10 protein-coding genes are annotated in these 13,035 nt (G+C 72.8%); 3 read left to right on the forward strand and 7 right to left on the reverse strand.

Annotated elements, in window-relative coordinates; genetic code table 11:
• Positions 1 to 114: 114 nt before the first annotated feature.
• From ACWF9Z_RS06475 to ACWF9Z_RS06495, 5 genes are all read right to left on the reverse strand, one after another.
• On the reverse strand, positions 115 to 1,032 hold the full coding sequence (locus ACWF9Z_RS06475) for an NADP-dependent oxidoreductase (RefSeq protein WP_453598315.1): 918 nt from the start codon (positions 1,030 to 1,032) through the stop codon (positions 115 to 117).
• A 203-nt stretch (positions 1,033 to 1,235) separates the two neighbouring features.
• Entirely contained in the window at positions 1,236 to 2,645 is a 1,410-nt protein-coding gene (locus ACWF9Z_RS06480) for a GH1 family beta-glucosidase (protein ID WP_453598086.1), read from the reverse strand.
• Positions 2,642 to 3,529, reverse strand: coding sequence for a carbohydrate ABC transporter permease (locus ACWF9Z_RS06485; protein ID WP_453598088.1), 888 nt, complete (start codon positions 3,527 to 3,529; stop codon positions 2,642 to 2,644). Before ACWF9Z_RS06485 ends, ACWF9Z_RS06480 begins: the two co-directional genes overlap by 4 nt.
• Positions 3,522 to 4,526 carry a carbohydrate ABC transporter permease gene (locus ACWF9Z_RS06490; protein ID WP_453598090.1) on the reverse strand — a complete coding sequence of 335 codons (1,005 nt, stop codon included), beginning with the start codon at positions 4,524 to 4,526 and terminating at the stop codon, positions 3,522 to 3,524. Before ACWF9Z_RS06490 ends, ACWF9Z_RS06485 begins: the two co-directional genes overlap by 8 nt.
• Before the next feature lie 10 nt (positions 4,527 to 4,536).
• Positions 4,537 to 5,856 (reverse strand): ABC transporter substrate-binding protein, encoded by a 1,320-nt coding sequence (locus ACWF9Z_RS06495; protein ID WP_453598092.1) that lies wholly within the window; start codon positions 5,854 to 5,856, stop codon positions 4,537 to 4,539.
• Positions 5,857 to 6,051: 195 nt separating this feature from the next.
• Between ACWF9Z_RS06495 and ACWF9Z_RS06500 the strand changes: the two genes are divergently transcribed.
• Positions 6,052 to 7,371, forward strand: a complete 1,320-nt coding sequence (locus tag ACWF9Z_RS06500) for an ROK family transcriptional regulator (RefSeq protein WP_453598094.1) — start codon at positions 6,052 to 6,054, stop codon at positions 7,369 to 7,371.
• 148 nt (positions 7,372 to 7,519) lie between these two features.
• Positions 7,520 to 7,891 (forward strand): hypothetical protein, encoded by a 372-nt coding sequence (locus ACWF9Z_RS06505; protein ID WP_453598096.1) that lies wholly within the window; start codon positions 7,520 to 7,522, stop codon positions 7,889 to 7,891.
• 71 nt (positions 7,892 to 7,962) lie between these two features.
• Here the strand turns inward: ACWF9Z_RS06505 and ACWF9Z_RS06510 are convergent, their stop codons facing one another.
• A complete protein-coding gene (locus tag ACWF9Z_RS06510; RefSeq protein ID WP_453598098.1) occupies positions 7,963 to 9,003 on the reverse strand; it encodes a LacI family DNA-binding transcriptional regulator in 1,041 nt (346 codons plus the stop codon).
• 23 nt (positions 9,004 to 9,026) lie between these two features.
• Positions 9,027 to 11,711, reverse strand: a complete 2,685-nt coding sequence (locus ACWF9Z_RS06515) for a glycoside hydrolase family 3 C-terminal domain-containing protein (RefSeq protein WP_453598101.1) — start codon at positions 11,709 to 11,711, stop codon at positions 9,027 to 9,029.
• Between the two features lie 233 nt (positions 11,712 to 11,944).
• Between ACWF9Z_RS06515 and ACWF9Z_RS06520 the strand changes: the two genes are divergently transcribed.
• Positions 11,945 to 12,904: an endonuclease/exonuclease/phosphatase family protein gene (locus tag ACWF9Z_RS06520; RefSeq protein ID WP_453598103.1), complete on the forward strand. Its 960-nt coding sequence runs from the start codon at positions 11,945 to 11,947 to the stop codon at positions 12,902 to 12,904.
• The last annotated feature ends 131 nt before the right edge of the window (positions 12,905 to 13,035 follow it).

The raw sequence follows: 13,035 nt of genomic DNA on the forward strand, positions 1-13,035 counted from the left end.
CTCTCCCCCCCCCCCCCCCCCCCCCCCCCCCGCCGCGCGCCCCCGCCCCCGCCGGGGGCCCCCCCGCGGTCACGTCTGGGCCGTCTCGTCCGGATCTCGCGAAAGGGGCGACGCTCAGAGCTCGACGACGATCTTCCCCGCGGTATGGCCGGCCTGGCTGAGTGCGAAGGCGGCGGCCAGGTCGGCGAGCGGGAAGGTCTCGGCGACGGTGACGTCGAGCAGTCCCGCGTCGGCGAGCCTGCCCAGCTCGGCGAGGTCTTCGCCGACGGGCCGTACCCACATCCACTGGCCGCCGGCGCCGAGCACGTCGTGGTCGGCGATGGACGCGTGGCGGCCGCCTTCGGCCAGGACCGCCAGGGTGGTGTCGAGGACTCCGCCGACGAAGTCGGCGACGACGGTGACCCCGTCGGGTGCCAGCGCGCGGACCCGGTCGGTGAGGCCCTCGCCGTACTCGACGGGTTCGCAGCCCAGTGCGCGCAGCCGGTCGTGGTTGCGCGGGGAGGCGGTGCCGATGACCCGGGCGCCGAGCGCGCGGGCGATCTGCACGCCGAAGGAGCCGACGCCGCCCGCGGCGCCGTGGATGAGGACGGTGTCGTCCTTGCCGGTCTTCAGGCGGGTGAGCAGCTGGTACGCGGTGAGGCCGGCCAGCGGGAGCCCCGCGGCCTGCTGCCAGTTCAGGGTGACGGGCTTGCGCGCGAGGGCCCGTACGGGCACGGTGACGAACTCGGCGAAGGTCCCGCCGTGCACGTAGTCCTTGCGGGCGTAGGCGACGACCTCGTCGCCGGCCGTGAACTCGGGGGTGTCGATGCCCGCGTACTCGACGGTCCCGGCCACGTCCCAGCCGGGTACGACCGGGTACACGACGTCCATCAGGCCGTCGAGCCCGCCCGCCATGATCTTCCAGTCGACCGGGTTGACGGAGGCGCAGCGGACGCGGACGAGGACCTCGCCGGGGCCGACCTTGGGGACCGGGATCCGGGTTTCGCGGAGCACCTCCGTCCCGCCGTACGTCGTGTACGCCATCGCCCGCATGGTGCCCTCTTCATCCTCGGACATACGTCTCGCCTCTCCGTGTCGGGTGGCCCCCCGCCCATCCCACCACGAAATGCCGCGCCCGCCCGGGGAGGACGGGCGGGCGCGGCGCGGCGGTTCGGCCGGGGCGTGCGGGTGAGGTGTACGCGCGCGGCGTACGGTGCCCGCGCGCGGGAGGGGTGCGCGGTGTGCGGGTGGGACGGTTACAGGGCCCGGTGGGCGGCGATCACGTCCGCGTAGTGCCGGCCGCTGGTCTTGACCGTGCGCGCTTGTGTCGCGTAGTCCACGTGGACCAGACCGAAGCGCTTGTCGTAGCCGTAGGCCCATTCGAAGTTGTCGAGCAGGGACCAGGCGTAGTAGCCGGCCAGCGGCGCGCCGCGGCGGGCGGCGCGGGCGCAGGCGGCCAGGTGGGCCGTCAGGTACGCGGTGCGCTCGGGGTCGTGGACGCTGCCGTCGGGGGCGACGGTGTCGGGGTAGGAGGAGCCGTTCTCGGTGATGAGGATGCGCCGGGCCCCGTACTCCTCGGTGAGGCGCATGATCAGGGTCTCCAGGCCGTCGGCGTCCACCTCCCAGTCCATTCCGGTGCGCGGGACGCCGGGCCGGTCGATCATCCGGGCGTAGGGGGCGACGCCGTGCGGGTCGGCGGTGACGATCTGCGGGAAGTAGTAGTTCAGGCCGGTCCAGTCGAGGGGGGCGGCGATGGTCTCGAGGTCGCCGGGGCGTTCGGGCAGGTCCACGCCGTAGACCTCGCGCATGTCGGCGGGGAAGCCGCGGCCGTGGACGGGGTCGAGCCACCAGCGGTTGACGTGGCCGTCCATCCGCCGGGCGGCGGCCCGGTCGGCGTCGCTGCCGGTGGCGGGTTCGACGGTGGACAGGTTGTTGACGATGCCGATCTGCGCGCCGGGCGCCGCGGCACGGATGGCCTGGACGGTCAGGCCGTGGCCCAGCAGCAGGTGGTAGGAGGCCCGGACGGCGGCGGTGAGGTCGCTGACGCCGGGGGCCATCCGGCCTTCGAGGTGGCCGATCCAGGCGGAACACAGCGGCTCGTTGAGGGTGGCCCACTGGGTGACGCGGTCGCCGAGGCGCTCCGCGACGAGGCCGGCGTACGAGGCGAGGTGCTCGGCGGTGGCCCGCTCGGGCCAGCCGCCCCGGTCCTGGAGCGCCTGGGGGAGGTCCCAGTGGTAGAGGGTGACGGACGGTTCGATGCCCGCGGCGAGCAGTCCGTCGATGAGCCGGTCGTAGAAGTCGAGGCCCTTGTCGTTGACGGGGCCGTCGCCGCCGGGCAGCACGCGCGGCCAGGCGACGGAGAGCCGGTAGGCGTTGGTGCCGAGCTGCCGCATCAGGCCGATGTCGTCCCGCCACCGGTGGTAGTGGTCGCAGGCGGTGTCGCCGTTGTGGCCGCCGTCGATGGCGCCGGGGGTGCGGGTGAAGGTGTCCCAGATGGAGGGTGCGCGGCCGTCCTCGGCCACGGCGCCCTCGATCTGGTAGGCGGAGGTCGCGGTGCCCCAGACGAAGTCGCGGGGCAGGGCGCCGAGGTCGATCGGGGCGGGCGCGGCGGCGGGGCGGGCGGTGCCGGTGCGTGCCGCGTTGAGGCGTTCTGCGGAAAGGGTCATTTGACGGCTCCTGCCGTGAGTCCGGCCACCAAGTACTTCTGCAGCAGCAGGAATCCGGCGACGACGGGGATGCTGACGACGAGCGAGGCGGCCATGATCTGGTTCCAGTAGACGTCGTTCTGCGTGGAGTAGCCCTGCAGTCCGATGGCCAGGGTGCGGGTGGCGTCGTTCGTCATGACGGAGGCGAAGAGGACCTCGCCCCAGGCGGTCATGAAGGCGTAGACGGAGACGGCGACGATGCCGGGTACGGCGGCCGGGATCACCACGCGGAAGAGCGCGCCGAGCGGGCCGCAGCCGTCCACGGTGGCGGCCTCGTCGAGGTCGCGGGGTACCGAGTCGAAGTACCCGATGAGCATCCAGATGGAGAAGGGGAGGGAGAAGGTGAGGTAGGTGAGGATCAGCCCGCCCCGGGATCCGTACAGGGCGATCCCGGTGGTGTTGCCGATGTTCACGAAGATCAGGAACAGCGGGAGCAGGAAGAGGATCCCGGGGAACATCTGGGTGGAGAGCACCGTCACCGTGAACAGACGCTTGCCGCGGAAGCGGTAGCGGCTGACCGCGTACGCCGCGAAGACGGCGATCACGACGGAGCAGGCGGTGGCCGCGCCCGCCACGATGAGGGAGTTCACGAAGTACTTGGCGAGCGGGATCGTGTGCCAGATGTCGATGTAGGGGCGGATCGTCAGTCCGCTGGGGATCCAGCGGAACTGGCCGGCCACGTCCTTGAGGGGTTTGAGGGAGCTGGTGACCATCACGTAGACGGGCACCATGACGAAGACGGCGAGGACGGTGAGGAAGACCGCCCGGATCACCTTGAAAGACGCCGGCGGGTCCAGGGGCGACTTCGCGCGGCCGCGCGGGCGGTGGCGGACGGGATCAGGCATCGGAGTTCCTCCGTCCCCGCGTCGTGAGGACGAGGTAGCCGGCGGTGACCAGCAGGAGGAACAGCAGCAGGAGGACGGACATGGCCGATCCGGTGCCGAAGTTCCAGGTCACGAAGCTGGATTGGTAGATGTGGATGGAGACGAGGTCGGCCGCCTCCGGTGCGGACTTGCCGAACAGCACGAAGGGCGTGCCGAAGTCGTTGAAGGTCCACAGGAACAGCACCAGGATCAGTACCTGGTTGACGGCGCCGACCGAGGGCAGGGTGATCCGGCGGATCTGCTGCCAGATGCCGGCCCCGTCCAGCGCGGCCGCCTCGTAGAGGTCCTTGGGGATGTTCTGGAGCGCCGCCATGACGATGAGGAAGGCGAACGGCCAGCCCTTCCACACGGAGATGATCAGCAGTGCCCAGAAGCTGTTGTCACCCAGCAGCCAGAAGGTGTGGGTGGCGCCGCCGATGCCGAGCTGGTCGTGGAGGACGTGGTTCACCAGGCCGTTGTCCCGCTGGAACATGAACGCCCAGGTGATCACGGCCGCGTAGACGGGGAGCGCGTAGGGGATCAGGAACAGCGCCCGCAGGATGCCGCGGCCGCGGAAGGTCTCCTGCATGAACACGGCGGCGGCGGTGCCGAGGAACCAGCACAGCCCCACCGAGAGGAGGGTGAAACCGATGGTCGTGAAGAAGGAGTGGAGCAGGGCCTCGCCGACGGGTTTGTCGATGTCGACGGCGAGTTCGTAGTTGTCGAAGCCCGTCCAGGGGGCGCTGGACCAGTTCCGGATGAAGAACTGGGTCAGCTGCCGGAAGCTCATCGTGATGCCCATGACCATCGGGATCAGGTGGATGAGCAGTTCGAGGAGGAGGGCGGGCAGGAGCAGGAGGTACGGCAGGGCGGCGCGGCGCATGCGGCCGGGGCGGCGCACGCGTGCGGTCGTGCGCCTGACCCTCCCCGCCGGGGCGACCGGCTTCTCTGCTACGGGTGCGAGGGGTGCGACGGGCATGAACCGGTGCTCACTTCTGCATCTGCTGCTGGGCCTTGGTCAGCCGCGCCTTGACCGACTCGGTGGTCACCGCGCGGCCGGCGGCGGCCTCGGCGAAGAGTTCCTTGACGGCGGTGCCGACGGCGGTCTCGAACTGCGACTCCTCGGGGACCTGCGGGAGCGGTGCGGCGCTGGTGGAGAGCGTGTTGCGCAGCACGGTGAGGTCGGCGTTGGCGAAGGCGGGGTCGCTCTGGGCGGCCTTGACCGGCGGGACGGACCCGTAGGTCTTGTTGAGGAGCTTCTGCTCGTCGTCGCTGGTCATGAACTTCACGAACTTCAGGGCGCCGTCGATGTTGTCGGTGTTCTTGAAGACGGCCATGTTGATGCCGGCGACCATGGAGTTGGTGTTCTTGCCGGTGCCGGGGGTGCCGCCGGCCGGGACCGGTACGGGGGCGACGCCCCAGTCGCCCTCCTTCATCCCCTGGGTCTTGAAACTGCTCGCGGCGCTCTGCCAGAGGACCATGGCCGTCTTGCCGTTGGCGAAGTCCTGGAGCGACTGGTTCTTGTCGTACTCCGCGTTGCCCGGAGCGATGATCTTGTCCTTGGCCATCAGGTCGACGTACTGCTTGACCGCCTCGACGTTCTCCGGGGTGTCGAAGGTGGGCTTGCCGGAGGCGTCGAAGAAGTTCGCGCCGTGCTGCTGGGAGAAGACGAAGGTCTGGTGGATGTTGTTGGAGAGGTTCGAACCCTCGGCGCCGAGCGCCCACTTGCCGTCCTTGGACAGCTTCTGGCCGATGGTGACCATCTCGTCCCAGGTGGCCGGGGGCTTCTCGATGCCCGCCTCCTGGAACATCTTCTTGTTGTAGTAGAGCGCGTACGACATCGAGTACAGCGGGACGGCGGCCGGGTCCTTGCCGACGGCGCCCGCCGAGCCGATGGCCGATTCGACGAAGCGGTCCTTGCCGCCGATGGCCTCGAAGTTCTTGGCGTCCCAGGGCAGCAGGGCCCCGGTGGCCTGGAGGGAGGAGGACCAGGTGTTGCCGATGTTGAGGACGTCCGGGCCCTGCCCGGAGGCGGTGGCCGCGAGGATGCGGTTGAGCAGGTCGGACCAGGGGACGACTTCGAGCTTGACCTTGATGCCGGTCTGCTCTTCGAACTTCTTCAGCTCGGGGCCGAGGGTCGCCTGGTCCGCCGCGATGTCGGGCCCCTGGTTGGAGGCCCAGTAGGTGAGCTCCTTGGGGGCGCTGTTCGACCCGCCCCCGTTGTCCGCGGATCCGCCCCCGCAGGCGGTGGCGGCTGCGAGCATGGAGACGGTGACGGCGGTGACGGCGGCGGCTCGGGTTCTGCGCATGGCGGCTCGGTCCCTTTCGGCAAGGTTCGGAAGAAAGGCCGCGGGACGGCACGAGTACCAGGCCCCAACCGGGTACTCGGCCGCTCTGTTTGATCCAGGCCTTAATTTAGGACGTGAGTTAAGCCTCGTGAAAGGGTCGCGTCAAGGGGTCGCGCAAGGGTATGTTGCGATCGACGTCAGGGCGGAAGGAGCCACATGACCACGGGGCGCAGTGGACGTACGGTGCGGGACCTGCGGAGGGGCAACCGCAGCGCCGTGCTGCAGCGGTTGTACTTCGGCGGGCCGATGAGCCGGCAGGAGCTGGGTCCCGCGACCGGGCTGAGCTCGGGATCCGTCAGCAACGTCGTCGGCGAACTCGTCGCGGACGGGCTGCTGGAGGAGGCCGGCATCGTCGACTCGGACGGCGGCCGCCCGCGAACGCTGCTGCGCGTCGCGCCCGGCAGTGCGCACATGATCGGCATCGACGTCGGCGAAACCCGGGTCAGGGTCGAGCTGTTCGACCTCACCCTCACCGAACTCGCGCGCACCGAGCTGCCGTTGCAGCCCCGCGGCTGCTACGACGTCGGCCCGATCGTCGATCACGTGCGCACCGGGATCGCCACCGTGCTCGCGGAGGCCGGGGTCGGCACGGACCGGCTCCTCGGGGTGGGGATCGGCGTACCGGGCATCGTGGACCGCGACGCCCCGGGCGGCACCGTGGTGCACGGCCAGACCATCGGCTGGGACGCGGTCCCGCTGGAGGCGCTGCTGCGCGCGACGCGGGCCGTGCCCGAGGAGGTCCCGTACATCATCGACAACGGTGCGCGCACGCTCGGCCAGGCGGAGATGTGGTTCGGCGCGGGGCGCGGCGCGCGCGACGCGGTGGTCGTGCTCTTCGGATCCGGCGTCGGCGCGAGCCTGATCACCGACGGCTCCCCGGGCGGCGGCCCCACCGAGGGCGCCCCGCTGGAGTGGGGCCACCTGACGGTCCAGGTCCGGGGCCGGCGCTGCCGGTGCGGGGCGCTGGGGTGCCTGGAGGCGTACACGGGAGCGGAGTCGCTGCTCGTGCGCTGGGCCGAACGGGGCGGGGACCCCGGCGCCGGCGCGGAGGACGAGGAGGACGCGCTGACCGAGCTGCTGGCCGCGGCCCGCGCCGGCGACCGGATCGCCCTGGAGGTCCTCGAGGAGACCGCGGAGTACCTGGGCGCGGGCCTGTCGGACGTGATCAACCTGTTCCATCCCGAGCGGATCCTCATCGGCGGCTGGGCGGGCCTGATGCTCGGCCCGTACATCCTCCCGGCGGTGCGGGAACACGCGACGCGGTACTCCCTGCGCCACCCGGCCGCGCGGGTCACCATCGACATGGGCCAGCTCGGACCCGACGCGGTCACCGTCGGCGCGGCCACCCTCCCCCTGGCGGCCTTCTTCACGACGGGCGGCCGCCGCACGCCACCGGAAACCCCGTCGGAGGCCCCGGGCTGGCAGACGGCCCTGGAGGTCCGCGGGGCGTCGGCCGCGGCGACGCGACAGGGCTAGTGCCGCGTCAGGTCGTCCCCGTCGGATCGCGCCGGCCGGCCCGGCACGATCCGACGGGGACGGCCTCGGGCCCGTCCGGCGGGTGACCGGCGGTGCCGAGCTCCGTCCCGGGGCGTCCTCTTCCGACCGGCGCGCCGGCACGGTGTGCGTGGGCTGTAGGGCACGGCGGCACCAGGGCCGCGTCACGGACGACCTGCGGTCGCGTCTGGACGACGCGCGGCGCGAGCACCGCGCGCGGTACTCCGAGGCGCAGATGCGGGTCCCGGACGATGCGCTCGCCGCCGCTGACGACGTCCACCGCAGGCTCAACGGGATGTACGGGGTCCTCAAGCGTCTCGACGGCGGGATCCCGCCGCGCCGGGAGGGCGAGTCCCTCGAGCAGACGCACACCCACATCATGGGGCTCTGGAAGCAGCTCCAGGAGATGCGCCGCACCATGCGGCGGAGCATCGGCATCCCCGCCCACGGCCTGAGCGATCGAGCCGATGACACGGTCCGTACCGGCACACCGGGTCCGTAAGGGGGGCCATAGGGGGTCGGTAGGGAGCCCGTAGAGGGTCCGTCCGGGCGCCGTGCCGGGCGCGTCGGCGGTCAGGCCGAGTCGCGGATCACGAGTTCCGGAGCGAAGAGGACGCCGGTCGGGTCGGACGTCGCCGCGCCCGTGACGCGGTCCAGGAGGAGCCGGACCATGTCGGACGCCATGTCCTCCACCGGCTGACGGACCGTCGTCAGCCGGGGCCTGGCCGCCACCGCCGCGCCGGAGTCGTCGAAGCCGACCACCGCCACGTCCTCGGGGATCCGGCGGCCGTGCTCGCGCAGCACCAGGCAGGCGCCCTGCGCCATCAGGTCGTTCGCCGCGAACACCCCGTCCAGGTCCGGCCGTTCGGCCAGCAGCACCCGCATCGCGTGCTCGCCCCCGTCCAGCGTGAAGTCCGCCTCGGCCACCGGCACCGCACCGCCCGGCACCGCCTCCACGAAGCCCGCCACCCGCTCCTGGCTCGCCGGCACGTCCGCGGGCCCGCCGATCGCGACGAGGCGGCGGCGCCCCCCGGCGAGGAGGTGCCGCGCGGCCAGCGCACCGCCCTCGCGGTGGCGCAGGTCGACCCAGTCCAGCGGCACCGGCGGCACGGGCCGCGCGAAGAGCACCGCGGGCAGGCCCGCGGCCGCGAGCAGGCCGGGCAGCGGGTCGTGCCCGTCGGTGGTGACGAGCAGCGCGCCGTCGGCGCCGCCCTGGGCGAGGTACGCGAGCACCTGCGCGCGGTCCGCCTCCCCGTCGGCGAACATCAGCACCGGGTGCACCCCGCGCGGCCGAAGCGCCCGTACGACCCCGCTCACCACCCGTCCGAAGAACGGGTCCTGGAACACCCGGTCCGCGGCGGCTCCCGCGCCCGAGACCACCAGCGCGACCGCGCCCGAACGCCGGGTCACGAGCGAACGGGCGGCCCGGTTCGGCACGTATCCGGTCGCCTCGACGGCTCGCTGGACCGTCTGCTGGATGGCCGGGTCCACGTTGCGGACGCCGTTGACCACGCGGGACACCGTGGCCCGGGACACCCCGGCCGCGCGCGCCACGTCCTCCAGGGTCGGGGCCGTTCCCGTACCGGGCCCGGCCCCCGTGCTCGTTCCGTCCATGGCGGCACTGTAGCCGCCGGGGATCAGACCTCGAGCACACCCCGTAGCGGAAGGTCGCCCGCACTGTGACCGGCGAGGACGTCGAAGCGGCCCGGCTCCGTGACCCAGCCCCCGGAGTCCACGGACCAGTACTGCAGGGCGCGCGCGGGGATCCGTACGTACGCCGTCACCCGCTCCCCGGGATCCGCATCGACCGCCGCCCATCCCGCGAGCCAGCGCACGGGACGCTCGACCGCCGAGTCCGGACGGGACAGGTGGAGTTGGACGACCTGGCGGCCGCGCCGGGTGCCGGTGTTGCGCAGGGACACGGGGATCGCGTATCCGCCGCGGTCGCTGGTCACGGCTCCGGGACCGGGACCGGGACCGGGGCCAGGGCCGGGAGCGGGACCGTCGGCGTCACCGCTACCGCTACCGCTACCGCTACGGGTGCCGTCGCCGGCGTCCTGGCCACCGTGGCCGCCGTGGCCCTGTCCGTCGTCGCCCGTCGGCTCGGGTGGGCCGATGCGCTCGAACTCCCAGGTCGTGTAGCCGAGTCCGTGCCCGAACCAGTACGCCGGCTCCGCGCCCGCGCGCAGCCAGGCCCGGTGTCCGATGTGCAGGCCTTCCTCGTACGGGAGCCGGCCGTCGGTGGGGCGCGTGACGTGCACGGGGGCCTGAGCGAGGGTGGCGGGCCAGGTGGTGGGGAGGCGGCCGCCCGGTTCGGTGCGGCCGAGGAGGACATCCGCGAGGGCGTGCCCGGCCTCCTGGCCGGGGAACCAGGTGAGGAGCACCGCGCCGGCGGCTTCGCGCCAGGGCAGTTCGACGGGGCCGCCCGCGTTGACGACGACCACGGTACGGGGGTTCGCGCGGAGGATCGCCGCCACCCACTCGTCCTGCGGCTCCGGCAGTCGGAGGCCGTCGCGGTCGCAGCCCTCGGACTCGCCGCCCTCGGTGGTGCCGACGACCACGACGGCGACGTCCGCGGCCCGGGCCGCGGCCACGGCGGCGGCCAGCGCCTCGGCCGGGTCGGGGACGGGCGGGGCGGCACTGAGGACGGTGGCCCGGCCGGTGCCGGGGGCGAGCGCGCGACGGGCGAGGACCTGGACGGGACGTCCGGCGGTGAGCTGGATCCGGGCCGTGCGCTGGGGCGGGCGGACGTGGATGACGGCCGGATCGTCGGTCTCGGGCGGGAACTCGCCCTCGATCAGGGTCGTTTCGTCCACGGTGAGGCGCAGTGCGCCGAATCCGCCGATCCCGAGGGTCCAGGGACCGGTCACGTCCGGGTGGAGGACGGCGGCGAGTTCGATGGTGTGGGCGCCGGCCGGCAGGGCGGGTTCCAGGACCCGGCCCGAGGGCTGGTGCGCCGAGGCCAGCACCGCGCCGGAGGCGTCGAGCACGCGCAGCCGCACGCCCGGGACGCCGCTCTCGGGGTCGCGTGCGTGCCGCGCGCCCAGCGGCGCCGGCCCGCCGCCGCCCTCCGGCGTGGGGCCGGGTTCGTACACCAGCCGGACCCGGGGCGACAGCGCGTCCCGCAGCCCGTCGAGCGGGCTGACCACCCGGTGCGGGAACACCTCGGAGCTGCCGCCGCCCTGCACGCGGGGGGCGTCGGCGTGCACTCCGATCACGGCGACGCCCGTCAGCCCGCCGGGGTCCAGCGGCAAGACGTCCCGGTTCTCCAGCAGCACGAAGCTCGCGGCGGCCGCGTCGCGCAACTCCCGGCGCAGAGCGAGGGTTCCGGTACGGGTCCCTTCGGACTCGGAACCACCGCGGGCGGCACCGACACCGGCATCAACACCAGCACCGCCGCCGCCGCCGACACCGGCGTCGACCCCGGCGTCGGCAGGGCCCCCCGGAGCGACCCCGGGGCCGTCGAGGACGCCGACCCGGGCGGCGAGGCGCAGCAACCTGCGCACCTTGCGCTCCACCACTCCGGCGGGGACCCGGCCGCTCGCCATCGCCGTCAGCAGCGCCTCGCCCCACGGCCCGCCGGGGCCCGGCATCGCGAGGTCCTGGGCGGCGAGGGCCGAGGCGGCGGTGGAGCGCACGCCGCCCCAGTCGGAGACGACCACCCCGTCGAACCCCCACTCCCCCTTCAGCGGCTCGGCGAGCAGGGAACTCTCGCTCATCGTGGTGCCGTTGACCTTGTTGTACGCCGACATCACGAGCCACACCCCCGCACGGACGGCGGCCTCGAAGGGCGCGAGGTACAGCTCCCGCAGCACCCGCTCGCCGAGCAGCACGTCGAGGGTCAGCCGCTCGGTCTCCGAGTCGTTGGCGACGTAGTGCTTCGCGGTCGCGGCCACCCCCCGTGACTGGATGCCGCGGATGAGGGCAGCCCCCGTACGCCCCGCGAGGAGCGGGTCTTCGGCGAAGCACTCGAAGTGGCGTCCGGCGAGCGGGCTGCGGTGCAGGTTGAGGGCGGGGGCGAGGAGGACGTGGACCCCCTTGCGGCGGGCCTCGTCCCCGAGGAACTCGCCGAGCCGGCGGACTCGTTCCTCGTCCCACAGCGCACCGAGGGCGGTGGGCGAGGGCAGCAGGGCCGAGGTGGAACGTTCGTCCCAGCCGGGCCCGCGCACCCCGGCGGGACCGTCGGAGAAGACCATCTCCCCGAGCCCGACGTCCGGTTCGGGCCGGGTCCGCCAGGTGTCGGCGCCGGTCAGCAGCCGCACCCGCCGTGCGGGATCCAGCTTGTCCGCCAGTCGTTCCGCGTCACCGCCGTACGGGTCCACCTGTCCACCACACCTTCGCGCGCGCCGCCGGGAATCGCCTGACACCGCCCGTAGGATCGGAGAGCGCTCTCCCACGCAGTGTGTGCCGATGATCCCGGCGCACCGGATCCCCTGTCAACGGGTAGCGGGGCAGCCCCCGGAGGCCCTGCGCGGCCACGCACCCCGGCCGGGCTGCGTAAGGTACATCCGTTCATCAGCAAGATCGGCCGGCTCGGCCGGGTCAGGGGAGAGACGTGCGTACGTTGTGGAGGATCGCGGCCGGTGCCGCGCTGGTCATGCTCGGTATAGGTCCGAGCGGGAGCGTCGCCGTGGCCGAGCCGAAGGCGGGAACGAACCTCCAGGTGCTGAGCTGGAACATGTGCGACGTCACCCGCTGGGGCGGCTGCACCGAACGCCAGGTCACCCAGAAGGTCGCGCTGCTGAAGCAGAAGGTCCAGGAGAACTACGTCCAGGCCATGCTCCTGCAGGAGGTCTGCCAGAGCACCCTCAAGGAGCTCACGGCCTCGCTCGGCCCGTCGTGGAGCGTGAACTTCACCCCGTACCACTGGTCGCAGAAGGGCGCGCTGACGGTGAGCCCGTGCGAGACCAAGCCGGGCACGAGCGAACCGAAGGACCCCAACGACGACGTGGGCACGGCCATCGTGGTGGCGGCCGGTCTGTCGGATCCGGTCCAGTACCCCATGGTGCAGCCGAGCACGGGTCTGGTCCCGCCGTTCCAGTGCGCGACCGCCACCTACTTCGAGGTCCGGCTGTGCAACGTGCACAACCCGCGGCGGGAATCCGACGAGGACTTCCCCAAACTGGACTACCGCGACGACTACATGCTCGCCCTCAGGGACGTCGTCGAGGACTACCCCAAGGTCGTGTTCGGCGGCGACTTCAACACCCTTCCGCCCGACTCGGGACCGGCGAACGCCAAGGTGTGGCCCGCCGATCTGTACTCGACGGGCAAGGACGCGGCGGGTCAGGACGCGCCGGGTTACGACGAGTGCAACCAGGTCAAGTTCCCGGGGCCCGTCAAACCGCGGACCGGGGTCGAGACGCACGACACGCACATCAAGCTCGACTACGTCTTCAGCAACCTGGACAGCAGGTGGTGCATCGTGGAGCCGACGGCCGCGGAGGGTGCGAAGAACCTCTCCGACCACCGGTTCCTGATCTACAGCGTGGAGGTCGTCCCCGCAGCCTCGTAGTCCGGGGGGGGGGGGGGGGGGGGCCCCCGCCGCGCCGGCGCGCCCCGCCCCCCCCCCCCCCCCCCCCCCCCCCCCCCCCCCCCCCCCCCCCCCCCCCCCCCCCCCCCCCCCCCCCCCCCCCCCCCCCGCAC

It is taken from the genome of Streptomyces sp. NPDC054961, assembly GCF_053609145.1.

Excerpts from the sequence above, each read along its gene's own strand:
- ACWF9Z_RS06475 (WP_453598315.1), bottom strand. The coding sequence starts at position 1,032 with ATGCGGGCGATGGCGTACACGACGTACGGCGGGACGGAGGTGCTCCGC.
- ACWF9Z_RS06480 (WP_453598086.1), bottom strand. The coding sequence starts at position 2,645 with ATGACCCTTTCCGCAGAACGCCTCAACGCGGCACGCACCGGCACCGCC.
- ACWF9Z_RS06485 (WP_453598088.1), bottom strand. The coding sequence starts at position 3,529 with ATGCCTGATCCCGTCCGCCACCGCCCGCGCGGCCGCGCGAAGTCGCCC.
- ACWF9Z_RS06490 (WP_453598090.1), bottom strand. The coding sequence starts at position 4,526 with ATGCCCGTCGCACCCCTCGCACCCGTAGCAGAGAAGCCGGTCGCCCCG.
- ACWF9Z_RS06495 (WP_453598092.1), bottom strand. The coding sequence starts at position 5,856 with ATGCGCAGAACCCGAGCCGCCGCCGTCACCGCCGTCACCGTCTCCATG.
- ACWF9Z_RS06500 (WP_453598094.1), top strand. The coding sequence starts at position 6,052 with ATGACCACGGGGCGCAGTGGACGTACGGTGCGGGACCTGCGGAGGGGC.
- ACWF9Z_RS06510 (WP_453598098.1), bottom strand. The coding sequence starts at position 9,003 with ATGGACGGAACGAGCACGGGGGCCGGGCCCGGTACGGGAACGGCCCCG.